Genomic DNA, 25,219 nt, shown 5'->3' with positions numbered 1-25,219 from the left:
CGGTCAAGCGTACCGCCCGGTGCTCACCTCGGCCGGCCGTCGCCGGCGCAGCGCCGCGATCGTGAGGCCCCTGCGCCGCTCGGGCTGCGGCGTGGGCAGCAGCGCCTCGAACGCATAGTCGCGGATCGCAGTGCGCAGCGGCGAGCGCGGCGCTGCATCGCGCAGTGTGCGTGCCGTGAGGATCGCGGCGTCCGTCGCCTTCGAGTCGTGCGGAAGGAGGGTGGCGTCACCGAGCCCGCCGAACCTGCGCAGCGTCTGCCGCACCTGCCCGTGCGCGTCGATGCCGAGCGCGCTCGTTCGCACCCGGTTGACGACGACGTCGACCCGCTCGTGCTCGACCAGTTCGACGAGTTCGCCGTGCCCCCTGAGCAGCCGAGACAGGCCGACAGGGTCGGCCAGTCCGACGGCGACGACCCGATCGGCGGCCGCCAGAGCCGCGAAGGTGGCAGCGTTCCGGCGCGGGGCGAACTGATCGCTCGTCAGCTCTTCGTCGCGCTCGAGGCTGAATCCGGTGTCGATGACGACGTACTCGACCCACGCTCGCATCGTCGCGATCGCCGAAGCGACCCGGTCGCGTGAGAGCTCGGGCCATCGACTCGGGCCGACGAGTCCCGTGAACACGTTGAACGCCGCCCGTGGGGCGGTGTAGCGCTGCGCGATGCGCTCGAGCTCGGCGCGATCGAGGGCGTCGGCACCGGCGAGCCGGCACGCCGAGGCGAAGCCGGGCGCCTCATCGAGCAGCCCGAGCGACGGCGCGATCGCGCCCCCGTAGGGGTCGGCGTCGACGAGGGCGACGGTGTGCCCGGCCGCCGCGATCTCGGCGGCGAGGTTGACGGCGAGCGTGCTGCGACCCGGGGCTCCGCCCGGCCCCCAGACTGCGACGACGGAAGCCGTGCGCTCCTCCCTCGGCCGCACGTCGCCCACCCGCGACGGCACCGGCACTCCCCCGCTCACGAGTGGTTCGATCTCGGCCCACGGTGCCGCAGCATCGACGATCTCGTGCAGGCCGAGCTGCGAGGCGTGCGCCCGCTCGGCGTCGCTGCCGGCGAGGGCGACGAGACGAACCCCGCGTTCATCGCAGGCGCTCAGCAGTTCGGCGCTCAGCGTGCCGCTGCCGGCGCCGACGATCGCGACCTCGGGGCCGAGCACGTCGAGGTTCTCGAGGAGGTCGTTCCAGCCGACGAGCCGGGCGACGATCGTGTGGCCATGCTCGACGATGTCGGCGAGGATCCGATCTTCGGTCGGGCCGTCGAGGGCGAGGGCGAGCCGAGCCACGTCACTCGCCCGTCGCCCGCGCCGGCACGAGATCGATCGCGTCGCCTGCGGCCAGGGCCCCGAGCAACGCCGCGACCTTCTCGCGCGGGATCAGGAGTTCGACGGACGTGCCGTCGGTCGAGACCATGCCCTCGCTCTCGATGATTCCGGCGATCTCGGCGTCCGAGACGAGCACGGCGGGCGGCTCGAATCCACCGCGCTCCACCTGCTTCGCGGTCCAGACATCGACGCGAGCGCCCGGGGCGATCTCCGCGGGCAGCGGGCCCCTGCTCGGCACGACGACGGTCGCGAGGCCCGTGCGGTCGGCTTCGTCGACGGCGGCCTCCGGCACGAGTTCGCCCGCCTCGATCGTGCGCGCCACGACGAGTCCGTCGTCGGGAAGACCGTCGGCCACCAGGTAGCGCGCGCCGCTCGCACCGAGGCGCACGGTCTCGGTTGCGAGGTCGTCGGCCTGGATACGCGTGCCCGGCGTGAGGGTGTCGCGGGCGACATAGACCTCGACGCCGTCGTCGAGCCCTGTCACGAGGCTCCAGACGCCGAAGGTCGAGCCCGCGATGAGCACGATGCCGATGATCAGACGCGGATCCAGCCGGAGTGCTCCGCGTTCGCTCCGCTCGCGACGTGCTGCCATGTGCGTTCCCTTCGGATCGGCGCCGGGTCGCGCCGTGGTCTATCGTCGCCCGAACACGCGACACGGGCCGGAAGTTATCCACAGTCGCTCCGCCCGGCCCGCGATCGGTCGATAATCGAGTCATGACCACTCCAGGTTCGGGCGATGAGATCGGCCGGTTCCTCACGATCGCCGACGCGGCCGAGATCCTCGCCGTCGACGTCGCGACCGTCGACGAACTGATCCGATCCGGCGAGCTGCCGGCGATCCGCGTCGGCACTTCCGGCCCGTGGCGCATCGAGCGCGTGCAGCTCGAGGTCTGGATCGAACTCCAATACGAGGAGACCCGCAAGTCCACGGCCTGGAATCAGGGCGAGTTCTCGAACATCGTCGAGCTCTCCGGCGCACGCACCGGGCGGATCCGCCCGGTCGATCGACCGCACTGAGTCGTCAGCTGAACTCGACGACGAGCACTCGCGCGAGCGGCACGATGCGGTAGCCGTGAACGGCGTTCTCACGACGCGGGCGATCGGCGTCGTGGAGCGCGAGGTCGACGTGGTCGCGCGCGACGCGGTCGAGCGTGCCGGTCGCATCGCCGTCGATCGTGCTGAGGTGAACCGGCGTGCGACGCCGGCAGAGGTCGCGCAGCACGAATGGCAGGCCCAGTCGTTCGGCGATGCGTGCGGATGCCTCGGGCACCGACTCGAGGCTCGGCTCCAGTTGTGCGCGGGCGGGAAGGAGCGCGGCGATCGCGGCGATCGGCACCACGCACTGAGCCGCACTGCTCGCAGCTTCTGCGATACGACCACTGACCCAGTCGCGACCGAAGACCTGCGGACGCAGTGTGATCGTGCGCCCGCCATGCAGCTCGATGCGGACGGAACCGCCCCCGGCATCGGATCCGGCGATTGCAGCGAGCCGGTCGCGGAGGGTCAGGCGGCCGAGCCGCAGGCGCTCCTCCTCGATGGCGAGCGCTCGCTCCTCATCGCGCTGGTCCTGATCGATCTGCGACTCGAGGTCGTCGAACAGCAGATCCCAGCGCATGCAGCGACGGTACAGCGAGACGTGATCGACCGGAAACGTTATCCACAGGCCCCGAAAATCCTTGACACCGTTTCATCCGCTCATCTAGCGTTCTCACAGGAATCACCCCCTGCCCCCCACATGGGGGTGATTCCGTCGCTCGGCCGAGGGGTCCTGCGAGCCTTCCTCCCCTTGGAGCACAGATGACCGCACGCGACGTGATCGGCAACCGAACCGCCCTGAACCGCACCTCTTCTGCGTATGCCCTCGACGATGACGACGAGTACTTCGGCCGCCAACCGGCCCGCAGCACCGACCTCCCAGACCCCGAGCCGATGCTGCGTAGCCTGACCCACTGCATCATCGAGGCACTGGCCGGTGCTCGCGACCTCGAGCAGCTCGCGAGATGGGTCGACGACGACGTCTTCCGCAACCTGTCGAAGCGAGTCGTGCTCGCCGCTCGTGCACGTCGGGTCAAGGGTCAGTCGCCGCAGCGCCCAGCGTTCTCGGTCGGCCGCGTGCATCTGTGCGAGCCTGCAGACGGCGTCGTCGAGGCCGTCGTGATGGTGCACCAGCGAGCGCGTTCCCGGGCAGTGGCGATCCGCATCGAGGGCTTCGACCAGCGCTGGCGCGCGAGCGCCATCGGCGTGCTCTGAGCGACGCCGCCGCAGATCGGGCACACAGACGCGAGAGGCCCCGGTCGGTGCACTGCACCGGCCGGGGCCCCTGACGTCGGTCAGCGCCCCTTGCGCTCCTGAGCGCGTCGCTCCGCACGGTTCTGCGGCTCTGCGGCACCGCCGTCGGTGCGCTGCCCGAAGGCTCCGCGCGCTGCTTCGGCGGTCGGCGCCTGGCTCTCGGCTACGGCACGGCGTGCGCGCTGCGTCGCCGCCTGCTGCACCTGGCCGCGCTGGTTGCGCACCTCCACGCCGCCGGCGTCACTCGGTGCCGAGTAGCTGAGCTTTTCGTCGGACGCACCCTGCCGGTCGAGGCCCTTCGCCTCGATCTTCGCTCCGGCACCGCCCTGCGGTGCGACCTCGACCTCGAGGTTGAAGAGGAAGCCCACGGTCTCCTCGCGGATCGAACCCATCATCTGCTGGAACATCGCGTATCCCTCACGCTGGTACTCGACCAGCGGATCGCGCTGCGCCATGGCGCGCAGGCCGATGCCGTCTTTCAGATAGTCCATCTCATAGAGGTGGTCGCGCCAGCGACGATCGATGACCGAGAGCACGACGCGACGCTCGAGCTCGCGCATGGCGGGCGAGCCGAGTTGCTCTTCACGGCGACCGTAGGCGACCTTCGCGTCGGAGAGGATCTCGCGGCGAATGAAGTCGCGGTTGACCCTGCCCTTCTCGCCTGCCTCGGCGACGACCTCGTCGATCGTGATGCCGATCGGGTAGAGCGTCTTCAGCTCGGTCCAGAGGGCGTCGAAGTCCCACTCCTCGGGGTTGCCGTCGGCCGTGTGGCTGTCGAGCACCTCGTCGATGACGTCTTCGAGGAACTTCTGCGTGCGCTCGTGCAGGTCATCGCCCTCGAGGATGTGACGACGGTCGCTGTAGATCGCCTCGCGCTGGCGGTTCAGCACGTCGTCGTACTTCAGCACGTTCTTGCGGATCTCGGCGTTGCGGGCCTCGACCTGCGACTGCGCCGAACGGATGGCCCGCGAGACCACTTTCGACTCGATGGCGACGTCGTCTGGCACACCGCGCGACATGAGGCTCTCGGCCGCGCCGGCGTTGAACAGGCGCATGAGGTCGTCGGTGAGCGAGAGGTAGAACCGGCTCTCGCCGGGGTCGCCCTGGCGGCCGGAGCGACCGCGCAGCTGGTTGTCGATGCGTCGCGATTCGTGACGCTCGGTGCCGAGCACGTAGAGTCCGCCCGCGGTGAGCACCTTCTCAGCCTCGACGGCGACCTCGCCCTTGATCTTCTCGAAGACCTCGTCCCAGGCAGCCTCGTACTCTTCGGGCGTGTCGACCGGGCTCAGGCCGCGCTCGTGCATGAGCTGCACGGCGATGAACTCCGCGTTGCCGCCGAGCATGACGTCGGTACCTCGACCGGCCATGTTCGTTGCGACGGTGACGGCGCCGTGCCGGCCCGCCTGCGCGACGATCGCAGCCTCACGGGCGTGGTTCTTGGCGTTCAGCACCTCGTGCCGCACGCCCTTCTTGGCGAGGAGGCGCGAGAGGTACTCGCTCTTCTCGACGCTCGTCGTGCCGACGAGCACGGGCTGGCCGTTCTTGTGACGTTCCACGATGTCGTCGACGACCTGCGCGAACTTCGCCTCCTCGTTCTTGTAGACGAGGTCGGGCTGGTCGATGCGCACCATGGGCTTGTTCGTGGGGATCGCCACCACGCCGAGCTTGTAGGTGGCCATGAACTCGGATGCCTCGGTTTCGGCGGTACCGGTCATGCCGGAGAGCTTCGAGTAGAGGCGGAAGTAGTTCTGCAGCGTGACGGTCGCGAGTGTCTGGTTCTCGGCCTTGACCTGCACGCCCTCCTTCGCCTCGATCGCCTGGTGGATGCCCTCGTTGTAGCGACGCCCCATGAGGATGCGGCCGGTGTGCTCATCGACGATGAGCACCTCGCCGTTCATCACCACGTAGTCCTTGTCGCGCTTGAACAGGGCACTGGCCTTGATCGAGTTGTTGAGGAATGAGATGAGGGGGGTGTTCGCCGACTCGTAGAGGTTGTCGATGCCGAGATAGTCTTCGACCTTCTCGATGCCGGGCTCGAGAACGCCGACGGTTCGCTTCTTCTCGTCGACCTCGTAGTCGACCTCGGGAACGAGACGCTTCGCGAGGTTCGCGAACTCCGAGAACCAGCGGTTGGCCTCACCCGACGACGGGCCCGAGATGATGAGCGGCGTGCGCGCCTCGTCGATGAGGATCGAGTCGACCTCGTCGACGATCGCGAAGTGGTGGCCGCGCTGCACCATGTCGCTGGCCTGCCACGCCATGTTGTCGCGCAGGTAGTCGAAGCCGAACTCGTTGTTCGTGCCGTAGGTGATGTCGGCGGCGTACTGCTCGCGGCGCACCTGCGGGTTCTGGCCGGCGACGATGCATCCGGTGGTCATGCCGAGCGCACGGAACACGCGGCCCATGAGCTCCGACTGGTAGCTCGCGAGGAAGTCGTTGACCGTGATGACGTGCACGCCGCGGCTCGTGAGCGCATTGAGATATGCCGCCGTCGTGGCGACGAGGGTCTTGCCCTCACCGGTCTTCATCTCGGCGATGTTGCCGAGATGAAGTGCGGCCCCGCCCATGAGCTGCACGTCGAAGTGGCGGAGGCCGAGCGTGCGGCGGCTCGCCTCGCGCACGGCGGCGAACGCCTCGGGCAACAGGTCGTCGAGCGACTCGCCGCTCGCGTACCGCTCGCGGAGCTCGGCCGTCTCGCCGCGCAGCTCGTCGTCGCTGAGCGCCTGGAATCCGTCTTCGAGCGCGTTGATCGCCGCCGCGTAGTTCTCCAGCCGCTTGAGGGTGCGGCCCTCACCGACACGGAGGACCCTTTCCAGAATCGTTGCCACGAATGTTCTCCTGTAGTCGTTGGGCGCACGGCCGCGGATCGAATCGGGGCGCGCCCGCTGCCGCCGTGCAGACGGCCATCATAGCCATGCTAGCGGGGAACGAGCCGCGTGCCCGAGCCCGCCGAAGGCCTGCCAAACGCATGCGCCGAGCTCGTCGAAGCGATCACGACCTGACGGCCTGCCTCGACGAGCTCGGCGCACGTACTGCTCAGTGAGCGGATGTCACGCCGTGGCGCGTTGCATCTCGACCGGCGAGGTCGTCGGCGACCGCTCTTCGGACTGCTGGTCGAGCCCGATGAGCCCGTAGTCCCAGCCCTTGCGCCGGTAGACCACGCTCGGCCGGCCGGACTCGGCATCGACGAACAGGTAGAAGTCGTGCCCCACGAGCTCCATGAAGTAGAGCGCGTCGTCGACCGTCATGGGCGTGGAGGCGAACATCTTCCGACGGATCACGACCGGGCTGTAGACCTCGTCCTCCTCGACGTGCGGTTCGTTCTCGTCGACGGTCGGGATGCTGCCGGTGCGCACCTGTGCGAGCACCTCGGATGCCGCGGCCTGCACGCCGACCTCCGAGAACCCGGCATCGGTGGCCTCGCGCAGCGAGGTCGGTCGCTTCGAACCGCCGCGGTGGACCTTCCGGCGATCCTTCGCGCGCCGGATGCGCTCGAGCAATCGCCCGAGTGCGACATCGAACGCCGCGTACTTGTCGGAGCCGTCTGCCTCGGCACGGACCACGGGCCCTTTGCCGAAGAGGGTGAGCTCGACGCGGTCGGGCCCGGGGTTTCCGTTCTTCTCGTTGTGCCGGCTGAGCTTCACGTCGAGTGAGATCGCGCGCTCTGCCAGATGAGAAACCTTCTCGGACTTCTCCGCCGCGTAGGCGCGGAATCGGTCCGTGATCCCCAGGTTTCGTCCGACGATGTTCAGTTCCATGACGACCTCCGTTCACCGACGTGTCACCCGGTTCTGAAGGGTGGATCGACCACGCCTGTCCTGCCACCGTAGCCCCCTTGCGAGGCGATGTCACGGAGTGTTTCCCGTGAACTCCCTGCATGGTGCGGCCACCTGCGCGGCGTCTCGGCGAGCACCGCGATCGCCGCCGTCTCACCCCCCCGCTGCGGCGACGGCGCGCACCGCCTCTGCGAGGGTCGAACCGGTCGTGACGATGTCGTCGACGAGGAGGAACCGGCGGCCCGCGAGTGGGGCATCGCGCGGCGCCGGCCCGAGCCGTCGTCTGGCCGAACGGGCGACGAGGCCTCCGGCGGCGTTGCGCCGACGCGCCTCGGCGTCGAGGCCGGCCTGATCGGCGCGTTCCCTCGCAAGCACGAGCACCGGCGCCGGGCGGAGACCGAGGCGCCCGAGCAGCGTGTCGACGGGAACGTAACCCCGCGCGCGGCGCGCCGCCGGCGTCGACGGGATCGTGCACACCTCGATCGGCACCGAGCCGGGCACTTCCGCGAGCGCCGCGCAGAGCGACGCACGCAGCGCCGGGGCGAGTGCCGCCGCGGCATCCGTTCGACCGCCGTCCTTGAAGGCGCCGAGCACGGCCGCCACGGCTCCTGAGTATTCGAGGCCGGTCCAGAGGCGGAGGCCGGCGCGTTCGAGGCTGCGCGGCGCCGGCTCGAGTGCCAGGCGGCAGTCTCGGCACACGGCGCGATCGGGGGCCCGGCACCCCGAGCACGCCACCGGCAGGAGCACCGCGACCGCGTCGCGCATCGACGCCCGGATGAGCGAGCCGACCGAGGCGCGCGCGTTGCCGGGCGGGATCTCGACGTTCGGCATGCGCCCAGCCTGACCGACGACGACCGGGTGGAAACGCCCGACGCACCCGCAGTGTCCGGCACTCCTCGAACCGGCGCTGTCGAGGAGGAGTCGGCTCAGTCCGATTGCTGAGCCGCGATGAGCCGGATGCCGCTCGCGCGGGCCTGCCAGCCGACACCGCTCGGCGCAGCGAGGTCGCCGGCGGCAGTCAGCAGGCGGATGTCGCGCACGCTGTTGCCGCCGTCGATGGCGATGCCGCCCTCGGGTCCCTGGCGCGGATCGGCGAACCCGCCGATCTCCTGGGTGATCACCCTCGTTCCGCCGCCCGGCAGCGCGGTGAGCGACGCCACGGTGCGCGAATCGAGCCATGTGACGTCGAGCGGTGCACCCGCGACATCCGCGAGCCCGAGCGTGACCGGACTGAGTGCGACGGGCGTGCCCGCGGAATCCCGCTCGATGGAGGCGGCGACGAAGCGCGTCGCGGCGCCGTCGCCGAGGAGCGCGACGAGCCGAGTGGAGTCGCGAGAGATCTCGATCGCGGCGATCGACGTACCGCTCCACGGCACCGGGAGCTGGACCGGATCAGTCGCCCCGCCGGCCGGGAAGACCACGAGCTGATCGGGTAGCGCGCCCGGCACCGACCAGACGACGCCGTGCGCGTCGAGCGCCGGCACGATGAGACCGTCGCGCGGGTCGAGCAGCACGGCCTCCTCGCCCGCGCGCACGACCGAGACTCCCCCGGCCGCGCGCACGGCCGCCGACTCGCCGCCGGGCCCGAGCGCCGCGCCCGTCGGGGCGAGCGCCTCCACCTGAGGTGAGAGCTCGGGGATCGGCTCGATGCCCTCGCCGGAACTCGCGAGATAGCCGAAGGCGGTGCCGTCGAAGACGACCGGACGCGGATCGACCAGCGGATTCTTCAGCGGCACGGGCGAGAGTTCGGGCGCGTCCTCCTCGACCCCGTTGAGCGACAGCATGACGTCGTCGACGCCGCGCACTCCGTCGAGGCTCTGCTGCAATTGCAGCTGCATGCGCTGCACGGTGAGCACGTCGTCGTCGGTCGCTCCGGTGAGGTCGACGCTCGCCACCCGTCCGGCGACCGGCACCGAGGCCGACTCCAGCCGTGTGCCCTCGGGGAACGCCGTCACCACCCCGGTGGCGAGCCACTCGGACGGACCGGTGAGCAGGGCACGCACGATGCTCGTCTGTGCGGAGTCGCGACCGGCGAACCAGCGCAGGTCGGGCACGAGGTAGTCGAAATCGGGCGAGTAGAAGTAGAGCGGGTACTTCCGGAACACCTGGGTGAACGTGGTCTCGTCGGTGAGGAGTCCGGGCGGCGCCTGTGAGATGCGCCACTGCCCGTCGACCTGCTCGAACTCGTAGCGGAGCTCGATCGGCGTGCTCGACTCCGTGATGTCGTATTGACCGTTCGGCGACAACTGCGCCGCCGGGGTCGCGTCGACGACGATCGTCGTCTCGCCGAGCTCGTTGAATTCACGGTCGGCGAGCACGTCGATCGTCGCGCCGTCGCCCGCACTCCACTCGTCGGCGAAGGCCGGCGTCAAGAAGTCGCGTGCCACCTGGTACCCGTTGCGCGGACTCGCCGCCGCATCGATGAACCCCTCCAGGATCTGGAGCCGGCTCGCATCCTGCGCAGGAGGCTGCACGATCGTGTCGAGCTCGAGCGATTCCTCGACGGGCGCCGGATCCCCGGCGTTGACCCCGCCGGAGCTCGGAATGGAGACGCACCCCGCGAACAGCACCGCCGTCGCCGCGGCGAACACGGTTACCCCGAGCACACCCAGACGTCTACGCATCGTGTGCCTCCCACCTGCCGGCGCCCGGCCGCTGTGCGCCTGCCGTGCTCCTCGACGCCTCCGTCTCGTGCGTCGCCTCGGACGTGGCTGCAGGCGTGGCTCCCGTGGGCGGCGGCCCTGTGGCATCGATGTCGTCGGGCTCGAGGGGCAGCGGCGAGACGATGGCGTCGCCCGCCCCGGACCGCGGCAGGGTGAGCCGGAACACGGTGCCGGAACCCTGCCGCGACCACACTTCGAGCATGCCTCCGTGCGCGACGGCGTCTTCGAGGGCGATCGCGAGCCCGAGCCCGGTGCCGCCGATCGTGCGCATGCGACTCGGGTCGGCCCGCCAGAACCGGTCGAACACGCGCGCCGACTCCTCCGGTGTCATGCCGAGGCCGTAGTCACGCACCGACAGCGCGATCGCAGAGGCGTTGCTGTCGACCGAGACGACGACCGCCCTTCCCTCGCCGTGCTCGATCGCGTTGCCGAGCAGGTTTCTGACGATGCGGCGGATGCGACGGGGGTCGACCGTCGCGTCGAGGTGGCCGCCGGGTGCGTCGAGTCGCAACTCGCTGCCCCGGCTGTGGGCGAGCTCGTGCATCGACTCGATCGCGTCGCCCGCGAGGTGCACGAGGTTCGTCGGCTCGGTCACGAGTTCGACCGAGCCCGCGTCGTAGCGGCTGATCTCGAGCAGGTCGGAGAGCAGGGTCTCGAAGCGCTCGGTCTGCGTGTGCAGCAGCTCGACGGTGCGGGAGGTCGGGCCCGGAAAGTCGTCGCGCTGGCCGTAGAGCACGTCGCCCGCGAGGCGGATGGTGGTGAGCGGCGTGCGAAGCTCGTGCGACACGTCGGACACGAAGCGCTGCTGCATCACCGAGAGCTCCGCGAGCTCGCGGATGCGCGCCTGGAGGCTGTCGGCCATGCCGTTGAAGGAGGCTGCGAGGGTCGCAAGCTCGTCTTCGCCCTTCTCGGGCATGCGCACACCGAGGTCTCCCGCCGCGAGCCGCCGACTCGTCGTCGCCGCCGATCGGATCGGCTCGATCACCCATCGCACCACGAGCAGGGTGATCGCGCTCAACAGCACGAGCAGGGCGACCGCTCCGATCGTTCCCACGAGCTGCATGAACGAGAGGGTCTCCTGCGCGGCGGCGAAGTTGTACCCGATGTAGAGCTCGTAGTCGCCGACCCCTGGCACGGCGATCGTGCTGCCGACGACGACGCCGGGATCGTCGGCGCCGTCTGCGCCCTCGAGCGCCACCGACTGCCAGTACTGGCCGGCGTCGTCGTCGCGCACGCGCTCGTGCAGTTCTGGCGTGATGATGCCGGAGAGACTCGGTGCGATGCGGGTGGGCGGTGCGATCGGGCTCGACACGTCAGAGGGCTGGAAGTACGCGATCGAGGTGCTGCCCGAGACGCTGCGCACCGAGCGCTCGACCGAAGCCATGACGAGCTGCATCGATGCCCGGTCGCCGGCGGCGTCTGAGCCCTCGAGGATGCGTTGCGCGGCGACCGTCGCGTCGTTCGCGTCGTCGAGGGCGCTGTCGAGCTGTGTCTTGAAGAGGTTCGAGGCGATGCTGAACGAGATGTAGAGCCCGATGACGAGGATCGCGAGCGACGACAGGGCGAGGGTGATGATCACGGTGCGGAATTGCAGCGAACCGCGCCACAGTTCGGCCGCCCGGCGCGGGAGGCCGGCGAGGGCATGCATGATGTCTCGCCACGAACCGGCACTGAACCGTGCCGAGGCCTGCGCCTGCGACATCCGCCCGCCTAGGTGGTCGCGCCGGCTCGATAGCCGACGCCGCGCACCGTCATCACGATGCGCGGATTGTCGGGGTCGTGCTCGACCTTCGCGCGCAGGCGCTGCACGTGCACGTTCACGAGGCGGGTGTCGGCCTTGTAGTGGTAGCCCCACACCTGCTCGAGCAGCATCTCGCGGGTGAAGACCTGCTGCGGCTTGGAGGCGAGGGTCAGCAGCAGGTCGAACTCGAGCGGGGTGAGGTTGATGCGAGACTCGCCGCGGCGTACCTCGTGGCCGGCGGCGTCGATCGTGAGATCGCCGATGCCGAGCGCCGACACGGCCTGATCGGGCGTCGGCCGCAACCGCGTGCGGATGCGCGCGATGAGCTCCTTCGGATTGAAGGGCTTGACCATGTAGTCGTCGGCGCCGGACTCGAGGCCCTTGACCACGTCGGCCGTGTCGGTCTTCGCCGTGAGCATGATGATGGGCGTGCCCGACTCGGCGCGGATGCGCCCGCAGACCTCGATGCCGTCGATGCCCGGCAACATGAGGTCGAGCAGCACGAGGTCGGGCTTCGACTCGCGGAAGGCGGCGAGCGCCCCGGTGCCGTCGGCGCAGAAGAAGGGCTCGAACCCCTCGGTGCGCAGCACGATGCCGATCATCTCGGCCAGGGCCGTGTCGTCATCGACGACGAGTACGCGTGAGGTCATCCGTTCATTCCTGTCAGCACCGCCGGAAACGGCCGAAACCAGTGCGTCAAGCGTAGTCGGTCGCCGTGACAAGGGGGCGTGAAGGCCCGGTGCGGGCGAGTCGGCGCGTCGGATGAAATGTGCGAGCATGGTGGAATCCGCCGGAAGGAGCCGCACTTGGGGTCAGACCACCACTGGCAGGCGCCCGGCGGCGCCCCGGCACACCCGCCTGCTCCGGATGCTTCGGGCACTCCCCCGACCGCCCCGCAGTCATTCCCTCCCCCGTCGTATGGCATGGCACCGCCGGTCCGTCCGCCGCAGCTCGGCTGGACGCCGCCGCCGAAGCCCGGCCTGCTGCCGTTGCGCCCGCTCGGGTTCGGCACGCTGCTCTGGGCGCCGTTCCGGGTGCTGCGTCGCAACGCTGCGGCGACCTTCGGCACCGGGCTCGTGGTGCAACTCGTCTCGGTGGTCGCGACGCTGGCCGTCATGGTGCCGTTCATGGTGTTCGTCTTCTCCCGCATCGACGGCGCCTCCGCCGCAGATGCCGACGCGATCGCCTCCGGCGCGGTGGGCGGATTCATACTGCTCATGCTCGTGCCGCTCGCCATCGCGCTCGTCGCGAGCGCGTTCCTCCAAGGCGTCATGGTCGTCGAGGTCGCGAGCGGCACGCTCGGCGATCGACTCGGATTCGGCGCGCTCTGGAAGCGGGCGGCGAAGCGCATCTGGCCGCTCCTCGGCTGGACCGCGATGCTCGCCGGCGCCCTCCTCGCCGTGGTGCTCGCGTTCGTGCTGGTCATCGTGTTCGCCGCCATCACCGGCCCGGCGGCGCTCGTCGTCGCGATCCTCGTCACGCTCCTCGCGGGTCTCGGCATCGCGGCGCTGGCGGCATGGCTCGGCACGAAGCTCTCGCTCGTTCCGAGCGTGATCGTGCTCGAGGGCGCCGGCATCGGCACGGCGATCCGACGTTCGTGGCGCCTCACCGGCGGATTCTTCTGGCGCACGTTCGGCACTCTCGTGCTCGTCGGCGCCATCCTGTACCTCGCCTCCCAAGTGGTCGTGCAACCGGTCTCGCTCATCGGCACGATCCTCGCGGCGGTCATCGACCCGACCGGCTCGGGCGCGGCGGTGCCCATCACCGTCGTGACGATGGTCGTCACCCTGATCCTCTCGCTCCTGATCGGCGCGATCACCGCCGTGGTGCAGGCCGCGCTCGTGGCCGTCATCTACATCGACCTGCGCATGCGCACCGAGGCGCTCGACCTCGATCTCGTGCGGTACGTCGAGCAGCGCGACGCCGGTCTGCCCGTGGCCGACCCCTACGGCGCTCCGGCGCCATCCGGCCTCGCGTGATCGTGAGCCTCGTTCGCGGCACCCCGCTCGATCCCGATGCGCCCGAGGCTCGCCGGTGGCTCGAAGACGAACTGTCCGAACCCGAGTATGCGGCCGCGAAGCCGAGCGCGTTCGACCTCGCGATGCAGGCGGTGCGCGACTGGTTCGTCGGCCTCTTCGACGGCGCGACCGGTCTCCCCGGCCCCGTGCTCACGCTGCTGCTCGTCTCGCTCGTCATCGTCGTCGTGGTCGTCGGACTCCTCGTATTCGGGTTGCCGCGCCTGCGTCGCCGGCGGCGGAGCGACGTGCCGCTCTTCGACGACCACGATCGGCGCGACCTCGATGCCCTTCGCCGAGCCGCCGCAGCGGCCGCCGCAGCCGCCGACTGGCCGCTCGCGATCGAGGAACGGTTCCGCGCCGTCGTGCGCGGACTCGTCGAACGCGAGGTCGTCACGGTGCACCCCGGCACGACGGCACGTGGGTTCGCGGATGCCGCGGCGGCCTCGTTCCCGGGCCACGGCGCCGAGCTGCGTGCCGCCGCCGCCGGGTTCGACGCCGTGCGCTACCTCGGCGGAAGCGGATCGCCCGACGACTACGAGCGAGTCACCGTGCTCGAGCGACGCATCTCCGACACGCGGCCGGCGACGGGCGAGCACGGGGCATCCGCTGCCCATCATGACCGGGCCGGACGCGACGGCGCCGAGGTCGCTCGATGACGTCGGTCGACGCCGCCCCCGCTGTGACCCCGACCGTCAGGGCGTTCGTCCGGCATCGCCGTACCTGGATCGTGCTCGCGGCCGTGCTCGTGCTCGGGGCCCTGCTCGTGCTCACGATACAGGGCACCGCGCGCGGCCCCGGCGCCCCGCTCGCGCCCGACAACCCCGGCGCCGCCGGGTCGAAGGCACTGGTCGAGGTTCTCCGCGACCGCGGAGTGACCGTGTCCGAAGCGCGATCGCTGGGCGCCGCGCTCGACGCGGCGAGCAGCTCCGCGACCGTGCTCCTCTACGACGAGTACGGCATCCTCGACGAGGCCCGCCTGAGCGAGCTCGCCGGGGCCGCCGAACGGCTCGTCGTCGTGGAGCCCGGCTTCACGGCGCTCGAGACGCTCGCCCCCGGCGTCCGCTTCGCCGGTGCCGCGAGCGGCCCGCTCGACGACGTCGACTGCGACCTCGGCCCGGCCGAGCGCGCCGGCTCGCTCTCCGACGGGCAGCGGCTCGTCACCGTCGACGACGTCGCGGCCGACGACGGCTGGCAGGGCTGCTTCCGCGACGGCGACTTCGGATTCGCCGTCGCGAACGGCCCCGGCCCGGGCGGCGCCGACCTCACGATCGTCGGCGCGACCACCGTCTTCACCAACGAGACCATCACCCGCGCCGGCAATGCCGCCCTCGCGGTCGGCCTCACGGGAGCCTCCGACGAACTCGTCTGGTACCTGCCGGGGCCCGGCGATGCCGACGCGGCCGAAGCCCCGACGCTCGGCGAACTCACGCCCGGCTGGGTGAGCCCCGTGATGGTGCTCGCGATCGTCGTGGTCGTCGCCGCGGGCATCTGGCAGGGGCGCCGGTTCGGCCCCCTCGTCGTCGAGCGGCTGCCCGTGCACGTGCCCGCCGGCGAGACGAGCGAGGGTCGCGCGCGCCTGTACGCCCGCTCCGCCTCGCGAACCCACGCCCTCGACCAGCTGCGCATCGGCACGATCCGGCGCATCGCCCGCATGCTCCGGCTCCCCCGGTCTGCCGACGTCGACCAGGTGACGGATGCCGCGGCTCGCGCGACCGGCCGCGACGGGGCGTCCGTGCACCGCTTGCTCGCGAGCACCCTTCCCGCCGGCGATCGCGAGCTCGTCGAGCTCTCGAACGAACTCGCGCGCCTCGAGTCCGAGGTGGCCCGCACCCTCGACCCGCGGGCAGGGAACGACCCGCGGGCAGCGAGCGACACCGACCCCACAGGAAGGCGACCATGACCGATCCCATCCCCGCTTCCGCTCCGCCAGCAGGCGACGACGAGCTGCGCACCGCACTCAACCGGGTGCGCACCGAGGTCGGCAAGGCCGTCGTCGGGCAGGACGGCGCCGTGACGGGCCTCATCATCGCGTTGCTCACCCGCGGCCACGTGCTCCTCGAGGGTGTGCCGGGCGTCGCGAAGACGCTGCTCGTGCGCACGCTGAGCCGCACGCTCAGGCTCGACACCCGCCGACTGCAGTTCACGCCCGACCTGATGCCCGGCGACGTCACCGGCTCGCTCGCCTACGACCCTCGCTCGGGCGAGTTCGCCTTTCGCGAGGGGCCGGTGTTCACGAACATCCTGCTCGCCGACGAGATCAACCGCACGCCGCCGAAGACGCAATCGGCCCTGCTCGAGGCCATGGAGGAGCGTCAGGTCTCCGCCGACGGCGTCACCCGACCGCTCCCCGACCCGTTCATGGTCGCGGCGACGCAGAACCCGATCGAGTACGAGGGCACCTACTCGCTGCCCGAGGCGCAGCTCGACCGGTTCCTGCTGAAGCTCGTGCTCGACGTGCCCGAACGCGTCGACGAGCTCTCGCTCCTCCGCCGCCACGCCGACGGCTTCGACCCGCACGACCTCGCTGCGGCCGGCGTCACCCCGGTGCTCGGCGCGGCCGAACTCGCTGCGGCGCGCGCCGCGGCATCCGCTGTTCGGGTGGAGGACGACGTGCTCGGCTACCTCGTCGACCTCGCGCGCGCGACCCGTCGCAGCCCCTCGATGCGGCTCGGCGTGAGCCCCCGCGGCACGACCGGGCTGCTCGCCGCCGCGAAGGCGTGGGCCTGGCTCACCGGCTACGAGTCGCTGACCCCCGACCACGTGCAGGCCATGCTGCTGCCGGTCTGGCGTCACCGTGTGCAGCTCCGCCCCGAGGCCGAGCTCGAGGGCGTGTCGGTCGACGCGGTGCTGGCGTCGATCGTGCAACAGGTGCAGGTGCCGCTCTGAGATGACCAGGACCATCTGATGGCACTCACCGGCCGCTTCGCGCTTCTCGTCGCCCTCGGCGTCGTGCCCGTCATCGTGGCGGGCACCGCCGGCGCGCTCGAGGCGTGGGTCGCGCTCTTCGGCTGGCTCGTGCTCGTCATCGGGGCCGGCGTGCTCGACCTGTCGCTCGCGGCATCGCCGCGAAGCGTGGCACTGCGCCGCGAGCTGCCCGAGCGGGTGCGGCTCGGTGAGCCGGTGTCGGCGGTGCTCAGCGTCGAGAACCTCGGGCCGCGGATGCTCCGGGCCACCGTGCGCGACGGCTGGGAGCCGTCGGCCGGGGTCGCCGGGCCGGGCCGCACCCGGCTGCGGATTCCGCCGGCGGAGCGGCGGCGCTTCACGATGCAGCTGACACCGTGGCGGCGCGGTGACCGGCGCACCGAGCAGGTCACGATCCGCTCGACGGGTCCGCTCGGGCTGTGGCCCCGACAGGCGACGCTCGCTGCACCCGGCCGGGTTCGCGTGCTGCCGCCGTTCCACTCGCGCGTGCACCTGCCGTCGCGACTCACCCGGCTGCGCGAGCTCGAGGGTCGCACGCCGCTCCTCATCCGCGGACAGGGCACCGAGTTCGACTCCATCCGCGAGTACGTACGCGGTGACGACGTGCGCTCGATCGACTGGCGGGCCACCGCCCGGCACGCCGACCCCGAGGTGCCCGGCAGCACTCGGCTCATGGTGCGCACGTGGCGGCCCGAGCGCGACCGGCGCATCGTGATCGTGACCGACACCTCCAGAACCGCCGCCGCGCGCATCGCCGACGAACCGCGGCTCGACACGGCCTTCGAGGCCTCGCTCCTGCTCGGTGCCCTCGCCTCGCACGCGGGCGACCGTGTCGACTTCCTCGCCTGGGATCGCCGGCTCCGCGGCCGCGTGCACGGTGCGAGCGGCCCCGAGCTGCTCGCGCGGATGGTCGACACCATGGCGGGCATCGACGCCGAGCTCATCGAGGCCGACTGGGCGGCGGTTCCGGCCCAGGTTCGGCGCATCACGAGCCGGCACGCGCTCGTCGTGCTGCTCACGGCCGCCGACTCGCCGGGCAGCTCGCGTGGCCTGCTCTCGGTGCTTCCGCAGCTCACGTCACGGCACACGGTGGTCGTGGCATCCGTCGCCGACCCTGCGCTCATCGACGCGGCTCATTCACGCGAAGATCTCGCCCAGGTGTATGCGGCGGCCGCGGCCGAGCGCGGCCTGCTCGACGGCGAACGCGTCGGAGCCGCCGTTCGCCGGCTCGGAGCCCTCACCGTGGCGGCTCCTCCGCACGAACTCCCGCCCGCGCTCGCCGACCTCTACCTCGAGCTGAAGGCCTCCGGCCGGCTCTGAACCCGCGGGGCCGACAGGTGTCGTCAGCCGGCGACGATGCGGCGCGCGCCGGCGTCGAACTCGGCGAGGTCTCCGGTCTCGCCGGCGCGACTCGCTCGGCCGCCGAGCACGAGCATGTACGCGAGGAACCCGCCGAGTGCCAGTACGCCGATGCCGATCTTCACCGGCCAGGGCCACGGAGCGGGGGTGACGAAGCCCTCGATCAGCCCTGAGACGAAGAGGAAGAACACGAGGCCGATCGCGACGCTGAAGAGCGACCGCGCATCTTCGGCGAGCGCGGTGCCGCGCGGGCGGGCACCCGGCGCGACCCACGCCCAGAAGATGCGGAGCCCCGCCGCGGCGGCGACGAAGACGCACGTGAGTTCGAGCAGGCCGTGCGGCGCGATGTAGAGGAAGAAGGTGTCGGCCTCGTCATAGGCGAACATGACCGCCGCGTTGATGCCGAGGTTCTGCGCGTTCTGCAGGATCACCCACGGCACCCACACGCCGGTGATGCCGAAGGCCACGCACTGCGCCGCGATCCATGCGTTGTTGGTCCAGACGGCGCCCGCGAACGAAGCGGCCGGGTTCTCGGAGTAGTAGGCGACGAAGCCCTCTTCTGCGATCTGGCGCAACTCCGCTTCGCTGCCGATCGCCGCGAGCGCGCGCGGGTCGGCGCTGAGCCACCACGCGTAGAGCGCGGCGACGACGACCGTGACGATCGCGACCGCGAGCGTCAGCCAGCGCAATCGGAAGAACGCGGCGGGCATGCTCACGACCGCGAATCTCGTGAACTGCCGCAGCGGGTTCTCGGGCGCACCGGTGAAGGCCAGCCGAGCGCGGGCGAGCGTGACCGAGAGCCGGTCGCCGAGCGCCGATGAGCCGGCCGTCGCCTGCACGAGCGAGAGGTCGGATGCCGCGCTCTGATACCGCTCGATGAGTTCGTCGGCCTCTGCGCCGTCGAGCTGCCGGCGACGTGCGAGCGCGTCGAGCCGCTGCCAGTCGTCGTGACGAGCGGAAGCGAGCGCATCGAGGTCCATCTGCTTGAATACTACCCATGGCAGATGGCCCCGATGTCGCTCAGAGCGTCGCCCGATTCGACGACAAGGGCGTCGTCACCGGCGAGGCCGTGGCACTCGACATCCGCCCAGCGAGCGCGGTCATCCGGGCCGGCGGCGCGGCCATCGACGTGCTCGTCTCCGTGCTGCTCATCCTCGGCGTGCTGCTCGCCCTCTCCGGCCTCGGCATCGACCCGAAGGGATTCCAGGCCGTCTTGATCGCGGCCGTCGTGACCTGCATCGTCATCGTGCCGACCACGGTCGAGACCGCCTCGCGCGGTCGTTCGCTCGGCAAGCTGGCGCTGGGGCTCCGTGTCGTGCGCGACGACGGCGGTTCGATCGGGTTCAGGCACGCGTTCATCCGCGCGCTCACCGGCGTGATCGAGATCTACCTGACCTTCGGCGGGCTCGCGGTGCTCGTCGGATTCCTGAATCCGTCGTCGAAGCGCCTCGGCGACCTGCTCGCGGGCACGCACTCCCAGGTCGAGCGGGTGCCGAAGCTGCCCTCCACCGCGTTCGGAGTGCCCGCCGAACTTCAGGCATGGGCGAAGGTCGCCGACGTCGCTCGCCTCCCCGACCCGCTCGCGCGCCGGGTCGCCGCGTTCTTCACGAACGCCGCGCACCTCGTGCCCGAGAGCCGTGCTCGGGTGGCCGCATCGCTCGCCGCAGAGGTCGCCCCGTTCGTCTCCCCGCTGCCCAGCGCTCCCCCCGAGCGCTTCCTCGCCGGCGTCGCGGCGCTCCGGAGAGAGCGCGACGCGGTGGCCATCGCGCTCGTCGACGCCCGCATGGCGTCGCTCGCGCCCGTGCTCACGGCGACGCCGACCGGCTTCCCCGAGCGCTGACCTCCGAGACCGAGCCGCCGACGACGGCAACTGACCCACACTCACGCCCGCACCAACGCAGCAGTCCTCGACGATCGAGAGCTGGGGCGGAGTTCACACGGATCGCTGCCCATCCTCCGGCGCGATAGCCGCCCTCATGCAGGTTCGAAACGCCAAGGTCCCCGTAACGGCCGGTGCAGCGAGAACGGTGGCCCGGCGACGGAGTTCGTCAACCTATGACCGGTCAATCGCTGAGTGTACTTGGCGGGCCCTGATTGGCGCCCGGTCGACGAATCTTGCGACCACTTCGGTTTGCAGGTCGCCGGGGAGGGTACCTGCGATCGCTGTGATCAGTTCAGGGAGGCGTTCGGCGACGGCTCGTGCCCAGTTGGTGATCCCGGTACGGTCGAGCCCTGCCTCGCGGGCGATGGCCTGCCACTCGAACCACGATTGTTGCCCGGCTTCGTAGTCCGCGGCGATCCTCATGGAGAGCTTGGTGCTACGGAAAGCTGCTCCGGTGCGTCTCCCATTGTCGTCGGCGCGGCCGGCGTACGGAATGAAGCTGCTGACGTCGTACAGGGGTGTCAGGTCGACCCCGCCCGGGACGATGGACACGGAGTAGTTCTTGGCGTGGGCGTCGGTGTTCAGCATCATCCACGAGAACACGAGGGCGCGGACGAACGTGTCCATTGATGCGGTCTTGCGTTCGTCGGGGACCTGGTCTTCGAGGAGGCGGATGACCTCCCTGTATCCTGGGCCACCGCGTGATTCGTGCTTCTGCAACCTGGTTTTCCCGAACGCTTGGGTCAGGTCTTCCTGGTGGAGCCGGACGAGCCCATTGTCAGTCGGCACGCGGTCGAACCTGGTCACGATGAGGCTGTGTTCGTCTTCGAACCGTTCGATCGTGACTGGGGCGGTGTTGATCCCTGCGACACGGGCGGCGGTCATCGCCATGTACTCGATCAGTTCGCCGTCGGCGTGCTGCCTGACACGGGGTTTCAGGATGTGGGTTGTCGGGTGCTTCCCCGTCGGTTGGTACCAGCCGTCGCCGATGTTCCCGAGTGAAAACTTCCCTTGGGCGCCGCCCAACGAAAAGTACCCGGTGTCACGGTCCGGGTCTTGCCAGTTGGTGTCGTCTTCACGGATCGCTCGGATCCTCGATGCGATCTCCTGGTCGGTGATCGGGATGCGGTCACCGTCATCGTTCGGGTCGGTGCCCGGTTCGGCGAACTGGATGGCGCCGGCGACGTCGGTGCCGTACACCCGCAGCAGGTGGAACGGGTCGGTGGTCGGGAGCCCTGCGTCGATCGCCCAACGGTCTCGGACGTCGGCATTGTCAGGCAGCAGGTTGTCGAGGAACGCTGTGAGGGTAAGCCCGGTGGCAGGTTTCGCGGTCAGGGGCAACGACAAGCTGATCGGCATGGCGTTCGGGTCGTCCAGCCATTCTCTGCGGTACACGAGACGGTACTGCTGGGGTGCGAGGTGTCGCGCCCGACCTCCGCGAGCCGCGGCATCCGTCGCCGTCTCAGTAGCGGTAGTGGTCGACCTTGTACGGGCCCTCGACCGGCACGCCGATGTAGGCGGCCTGTTCGGGCGAGAGCTCGGTGAGCTCGACCCCGAGTGAGTCGAGGTGCAGTCGGGCGACCTTCTCGTCGAGGTGCTTCGGCAGTACGTAGACGCCGACCGGATACTGGTCGGGGCGGGTCCACAGCTCGATCTGGGCGAGCACCTGGTTCGTGAACGAGTTCGACATGACGAACGACGGATGCCCCGTGGCGTTGCCGAGGTTCATGAGGCGGCCCTCGGAGAGCACGAGGATCGAGCGGCCCGTCGGCAGGCGCCACTCGTGCACCTGCGGCTTGATCTCGACGCGCTCGGCGCCGGCGAACGACTCGAGACCGGCCATGTCGATCTCGTTGTCGAAGTGGCCGACGTTCGCGACGATCGCGAGGTGCTTCATCGCGAGCATGTGCTCGAGGCTGATCACGTCCTTGTTGCCCGTGCAGGTGACGAAGATGTCGACCTCGCCGACGACATCGTCGAGGCGGGCGACCTGGTAGCCGTCCATCGCGGCCTGCAGCGCGCAGATCGGGTCGACCTCGGAGACGACGACACGGGCACCCTGGCCGCGGAGCGCCTCGGCGGCCCCCTTGCCCACATCGCCGTAGCCGACGACGAACGCGACCTTGCCGCCCATGAGCACATCGGTCGCGCGGTTCAACCCGTCGGGCAGCGAGTGGCGGATGCCGTACTTGTTGTCGAACTTCGACTTCGTGACCGAGTCGTTGACGTTGATGGCCGGAAAGAGCAGTTCGCCCTCGGCGTGCAGTTCGTAGAGGCGGTGCACGCCGGTCGTCGTCTCTTCGGTGACGCCCTTCAGCTCTGCGGCGATACGTGTCCAGCGGTCGGTGCTCAGTTCGAGGCTGCGCCGCAGCGTGTCGAGCACGACGCGGTACTCGTGGCTCGCGTCATCCGTCGCCTCGGGCACGACGCCGGCGGCTTCGAAGGCTCTTCCGCGGTGCACGAGCAGGGTCGCGTCGCCGCCGTCGTCGAGGATCATGTTGGGGCCGATCCAGTCGGCGCCGGATGCCGCGGCCTCCGCCGACCAGTCGAAGATGCGGTCGGTGCACCACCAGTACTCCTCGAGCGACTCGCCCTTCCACGCGTAGACCGGCACGCCGGCCGGCGCATCGAGCGTGCCCTCTGGGCCGACGACGACCGCGGCAGCGGCCTCGTCTTGCGTGGAGAAGATGTTGCAGCTCGCCCAACGCACCTGCGCGCCGAGGGCGACGAGGGTCTCGATGAGCACGGCCGTCTGCACCGTCATGTGGAGGCTTCCCGCGATGCGGGCGCCCGCGAGGGGCTTCGATGCGCCGAACTCGGCGCGGAGCGCCATGAGCCCGGGCATCTCGTTCTCGGCGAGGCGGAGCTGGTGGCGGCCCGACTCGGCGAGCGAGAGGTCGGCGACCTTGTACGGGAGGGCGGTGGTCGCAGGCAGCGTGGTCATCTGCCCATTCTGCCAGTTCACCTCCCCCGAACCTCCCTGAACCTCCCCGGCCTCCCCACCGTTTTCAGGAACGGTGGGCGTCAGCGACCACTATTCAGGAAGAATCAGACGTTTCGCCCGGGAAACGAACCAAAACTCCTGAAAAAGGTGAAATGGGTCAGGCGCGGATGAGGGCGAGCACCTCGTCGCGAACGGATTCCATCGTCGCGGCATCCGCCCCCTCGACGTTGAGTCGCAACAGCGGCTCGGTGTTCGACGGGCGCACGTTGAACCACCAGAACGGTTCGCTCTCGGCGGTGATGCCCGTGACGGAGAGGCCGTCGAACTCCTCGAAGTCGGCGCGGCCGGTGAACGCCTCGACGATGCGCGTGTACGCCTCGGGCACGTCGTCGACGGTCGAATTGATCTCGCCCGACAGCGCATACGGGGTGAAGCGCGCCGACATCTCGGAGAGCGGCGACTGCTGCGCACCGAACTCGGCGAGCACGTGCATGGCGGCGAGCATGCCGTTGTCGGCGCTCCAGAAGTCGCGGAAGTAGTAGTGCGCCGAGTGCTCACCGCCGAAGACGGCACCCGTGGCCCGCATCTGGTCCTTGATGAGCGAGTGTCCGACGCGCGTGCGCACGGGAGTCGCCCCGGCCGCCTCGATCGTCTCGGGCACGAAGACGGAGGTGATGAGGTTGTGGATGACCGCGACATCCGTTTCACCCAGCGCATGCGCGCAGGCGATCTCGCGGAGCGCGACGATCGCGGCGACCGCCGAGGGATCGACCGCGGCGCCCTGCTCGTCGACGACGAAGCAGCGGTCGGCGTCGCCGTCGAACGCGAGTCCGAGGTCGGCGCCGTGCTCGACCACTGCGCGCTGCAGGTCGACGATATTGGCGGGCTCGAGCGGGTTCGCCTCGTGATTCGGGAAGGTGCCGTCGAGTTCGAAGTACAGCGGCACGATGTCGAGCGGCAACGCCGGCAATCCGGCGGCGGCGCCGAGCACGGCGGGAACGGTGAGCCCGCCCATGCCGTTGCCCGCGTCGACGACGATCTTCAGCGGTCGGATGCCGCTGAGGTCGACGAGCGAGCGCAGGTATGCCGCGTAGTCGGCGAGCACATCGACGGTCGAGACGGCGCCGGGGGCCTCGTCGGGCGTGATGCCGTGCTCGAGGTAGTCGACCGCTCGATCGCGGATCGCGGCGAGTCCGGTGTCGAGGGAGATGCCCTGCGCGCCCGCCCGTGAGAACTTGATGCCGTTGTAGGCGGCGGGATTGTGGCTCGCCGTGAACATCGCAGCGGGCGCTGCCATCGAGCCCGACGCGAAATAGCTCTCATCGGTCGAGCAGAGCCCGATGGAGACGATGTCGGCGCCTCGGGCGACCGCACCGCGCGCGAACGCCTCGGCGAACCCGGGTGACGAGTCGCGCATGTCGTGGCCGACGACGACTCGGCCGCCTCGGGCACCGACCTCGTCGACGAACGCGGCGGCGAGCGCTTCGACCGTCTCGGCGGTGAGGCCCTCGCCCACGATGCCGCGGACGTCGTAGGTCTTCACGATCGCGTCGAGGCGCGCGCGTGCGTCGGAGGTTGCACCGGGAGTCATGCCTTGAAACCTACCTGACCGAGGCTCACGTGGCGCACGACCTGCCACCCGACGGGAGCGGAGGTGCGCTCGGCATGACGTGCGCAGAGGTCGTAGCCGTGCGGCTCTCGGTCGAGGGCGAGCGGGCCGAGCACGGCCATCGAATCCGCGTAGTCGAACGTCATCGTGGCGACCGCTTCGGCGGCGCAGGCTGTGCGCGAACAACGTCTCATGGCTCCACCAGAATAGCGAGCATCGGGGCCGATGCCGGGATACGACTCAGTACGATGGAGGCATGCCCCGCTCCCGTCGTGCTGCCTCAGTGCAGCGTTCGCCCCGGCGGCTCGCCAGAGATCGCCACGGCCGCGGACTCCGCTCGGCCGTCACCGGGCCGCACCTGCCGATGCTGCACAATCGGCTCGACGAGTTCGACGTGACCGTCGGCACGACCGCCGCCTACCTGCGCGGCATCTGGCCCGAGCTCGAGGGCGTCGTCTTCGAGGTGGCGCAGGGCCCGGCCGAGGCGATCCACGACGACCACATCGACCGGTGGAAGGTCTTCCACGACGAGCGTCGCATCGTGTTCTACCGGCTGCCGATCGTGCGTTTCCTGCGCCTGCAGGAGGGCGAGGAGCGCGAAGAGAAGCTGCTCATCGAGAGCTGCGTGTTCCGTGCGATCGCCGACCTGCTCGGCAAAGACCCGTGGGAGCTCTCGCCGGGTCGTTACCGCCACCTCTAGCC

At 70.2% G+C, this 25,219-nt stretch carries 23 protein-coding genes; 9 read left to right on the top strand and 14 right to left on the bottom strand.

From position 1 onward, the window contains the following. Positions 1-3: 3 nt before the first annotated feature. Together FHG54_RS07765 and FHG54_RS07760 are read right to left on the bottom strand one after the other, a co-directional pair. Positions 4-1,275: a CpaE/TadZ family protein gene (locus FHG54_RS07765; protein ID WP_139416770.1), complete on the bottom strand. Its 1,272-nt coding sequence runs from the start codon at positions 1,273-1,275 to the stop codon at positions 4-6. Position 1,276: 1 nt separating this feature from the next. Next, entirely contained in the window at positions 1,277-1,906 is a 630-nt protein-coding gene (locus FHG54_RS07760) for an SAF domain-containing protein (RefSeq protein WP_139416769.1), read from the bottom strand. A 122-nt stretch (positions 1,907-2,028) separates the two neighbouring features. On the opposite strand from FHG54_RS07760, the gene FHG54_RS07755 reads away from it, so the two are divergent. After that, positions 2,029-2,331: a helix-turn-helix domain-containing protein gene (locus tag FHG54_RS07755; RefSeq protein ID WP_139416768.1), complete on the top strand. Its 303-nt coding sequence runs from the start codon at positions 2,029-2,031 to the stop codon at positions 2,329-2,331. Positions 2,332-2,335: 4 nt separating this feature from the next. Here the strand turns inward: FHG54_RS07755 and FHG54_RS07750 are convergent, their stop codons facing one another. Continuing rightward, positions 2,336-2,929: a hypothetical protein gene (locus tag FHG54_RS07750; RefSeq protein WP_139416767.1), complete on the bottom strand. Its 594-nt coding sequence runs from the start codon at positions 2,927-2,929 to the stop codon at positions 2,336-2,338. A gap of 182 nt (positions 2,930-3,111) precedes the next feature. On the opposite strand from FHG54_RS07750, the gene FHG54_RS07745 reads away from it, so the two are divergent. Continuing rightward, the gene (locus tag FHG54_RS07745) at positions 3,112-3,564 is read left to right on the top strand and encodes an Rv3235 family protein (protein WP_232331264.1); all 453 of its coding nucleotides are present in this window, start codon (positions 3,112-3,114) and stop codon (positions 3,562-3,564) included. 80 nt (positions 3,565-3,644) lie between these two features. On the opposite strand, the gene secA is transcribed toward FHG54_RS07745, so the two are convergent. The 6 genes from secA to mtrA all read right to left on the bottom strand — a co-directional run bounded on the left by secA (position 3,645) and on the right by mtrA (position 12,433). Next, entirely contained in the window at positions 3,645-6,431 is a 2,787-nt protein-coding gene (gene secA / locus FHG54_RS07740) for a preprotein translocase subunit SecA (protein ID WP_139416766.1), read from the bottom strand. A gap of 222 nt (positions 6,432-6,653) precedes the next feature. Continuing rightward, entirely contained in the window at positions 6,654-7,361 is a 708-nt protein-coding gene (hpf, locus tag FHG54_RS07735; RefSeq protein ID WP_139416765.1) for a ribosome hibernation-promoting factor, HPF/YfiA family, read from the bottom strand. 171 nt (positions 7,362-7,532) lie between these two features. Beyond that, positions 7,533-8,210, bottom strand: a complete 678-nt coding sequence (locus tag FHG54_RS07730; RefSeq protein ID WP_168197143.1) for a ComF family protein — start codon at positions 8,208-8,210, stop codon at positions 7,533-7,535. A 95-nt stretch (positions 8,211-8,305) separates the two neighbouring features. Beyond that, complete coding sequence (locus tag FHG54_RS07725) at positions 8,306-10,003, bottom strand: LpqB family beta-propeller domain-containing protein (RefSeq protein ID WP_139416763.1); 1,698 nt, start codon at positions 10,001-10,003, stop codon at positions 8,306-8,308. After that, positions 9,996-11,744 carry an MtrAB system histidine kinase MtrB gene (gene mtrB / locus FHG54_RS07720; protein ID WP_232333628.1) on the bottom strand — a complete coding sequence of 583 codons (1,749 nt, stop codon included), beginning with the start codon at positions 11,742-11,744 and terminating at the stop codon, positions 9,996-9,998. The genes FHG54_RS07725 and mtrB overlap by 8 nt, the downstream gene beginning before the upstream one ends. 8 nt (positions 11,745-11,752) lie before the next feature. Then, on the bottom strand, positions 11,753-12,433 hold the full coding sequence (gene mtrA, locus FHG54_RS07715) for an MtrAB system response regulator MtrA (RefSeq protein WP_139416762.1): 681 nt from the start codon (positions 12,431-12,433) through the stop codon (positions 11,753-11,755). 156 nt (positions 12,434-12,589) lie between these two features. Between mtrA and FHG54_RS07710 the strand changes: the two genes are divergently transcribed. The 5 genes from FHG54_RS07710 to FHG54_RS07690 are packed head-to-tail and all read left to right on the top strand — an operon-like array spanning position 12,590 to position 18,043. Beyond that, a complete protein-coding gene (locus FHG54_RS07710) occupies positions 12,590-13,762 on the top strand; it encodes a DUF7847 domain-containing protein (protein WP_139416761.1) in 1,173 nt (390 codons plus the stop codon). After that, entirely contained in the window at positions 13,759-14,457 is a 699-nt protein-coding gene (locus tag FHG54_RS07705; protein WP_210415486.1) for a DUF4129 domain-containing protein, read from the top strand. The genes FHG54_RS07710 and FHG54_RS07705 overlap by 4 nt, the downstream gene beginning before the upstream one ends. Next, positions 14,454-15,701, top strand: a complete 1,248-nt coding sequence (locus FHG54_RS07700) for a DUF4350 domain-containing protein (protein ID WP_139416760.1) — start codon at positions 14,454-14,456, stop codon at positions 15,699-15,701. The genes FHG54_RS07705 and FHG54_RS07700 overlap by 4 nt, the downstream gene beginning before the upstream one ends. Next, positions 15,698-16,687 (top strand): AAA family ATPase, encoded by a 990-nt coding sequence (locus FHG54_RS07695; RefSeq protein WP_139416759.1) that lies wholly within the window; start codon positions 15,698-15,700, stop codon positions 16,685-16,687. Before FHG54_RS07700 ends, FHG54_RS07695 begins: the two co-directional genes overlap by 4 nt. An 18-nt stretch (positions 16,688-16,705) precedes the next feature. After that, the gene (locus FHG54_RS07690) at positions 16,706-18,043 is read left to right on the top strand and encodes a DUF58 domain-containing protein (RefSeq protein WP_139416758.1); all 1,338 of its coding nucleotides are present in this window, start codon (positions 16,706-16,708) and stop codon (positions 18,041-18,043) included. A 23-nt stretch (positions 18,044-18,066) separates the two neighbouring features. Here FHG54_RS07690 and FHG54_RS07685 read toward each other — a convergent pair whose 3' ends face one another. Continuing rightward, positions 18,067-19,062, bottom strand: a complete 996-nt coding sequence (locus tag FHG54_RS07685; RefSeq protein WP_139416757.1) for a stage II sporulation protein M — start codon at positions 19,060-19,062, stop codon at positions 18,067-18,069. Between the two features lie 17 nt (positions 19,063-19,079). On the opposite strand from FHG54_RS07685, the gene FHG54_RS07680 reads away from it, so the two are divergent. After that, positions 19,080-19,922 (top strand): RDD family protein, encoded by an 843-nt coding sequence (locus tag FHG54_RS07680; protein WP_139416756.1) that lies wholly within the window; start codon positions 19,080-19,082, stop codon positions 19,920-19,922. A gap of 213 nt (positions 19,923-20,135) precedes the next feature. Here the strand turns inward: FHG54_RS07680 and FHG54_RS07675 are convergent, their stop codons facing one another. From FHG54_RS07675 to FHG54_RS07660, 4 genes are all read right to left on the bottom strand, one after another. Next, positions 20,136-21,359 carry a type II toxin-antitoxin system HipA family toxin gene (locus FHG54_RS07675; RefSeq protein ID WP_139416755.1) on the bottom strand — a complete coding sequence of 408 codons (1,224 nt, stop codon included), beginning with the start codon at positions 21,357-21,359 and terminating at the stop codon, positions 20,136-20,138. Between the two features lie 67 nt (positions 21,360-21,426). After that, positions 21,427-22,908: an adenosylhomocysteinase gene (ahcY, locus tag FHG54_RS07670; RefSeq protein ID WP_139416754.1), complete on the bottom strand. Its 1,482-nt coding sequence runs from the start codon at positions 22,906-22,908 to the stop codon at positions 21,427-21,429. Between the two features lie 157 nt (positions 22,909-23,065). Beyond that, entirely contained in the window at positions 23,066-24,499 is a 1,434-nt protein-coding gene (locus FHG54_RS07665; RefSeq protein ID WP_139416753.1) for a phosphomannomutase/phosphoglucomutase, read from the bottom strand. Beyond that, a complete protein-coding gene (locus FHG54_RS07660) occupies positions 24,496-24,663 on the bottom strand; it encodes a DUF3499 family protein (protein ID WP_232331262.1) in 168 nt (55 codons plus the stop codon). The genes FHG54_RS07665 and FHG54_RS07660 overlap by 4 nt, the downstream gene beginning before the upstream one ends. A gap of 110 nt (positions 24,664-24,773) precedes the next feature. On the opposite strand from FHG54_RS07660, the gene FHG54_RS07655 reads away from it, so the two are divergent. Next, a complete protein-coding gene (locus FHG54_RS07655; protein ID WP_139416751.1) occupies positions 24,774-25,217 on the top strand; it encodes a hypothetical protein in 444 nt (147 codons plus the stop codon). Positions 25,218-25,219: the final 2 nt, after the last annotated feature.

It is taken from the genome of Agromyces laixinhei (assembly GCF_006337065.1).
In the GTDB taxonomy this organism is placed as follows: Bacteria; Actinomycetota; Actinomycetes; order Actinomycetales; family Microbacteriaceae; genus Agromyces; species Agromyces laixinhei.
Note: the sequence above shows the minus strand (reverse complement) of the source record. Positions and strands in the feature narration are given on the sequence as shown.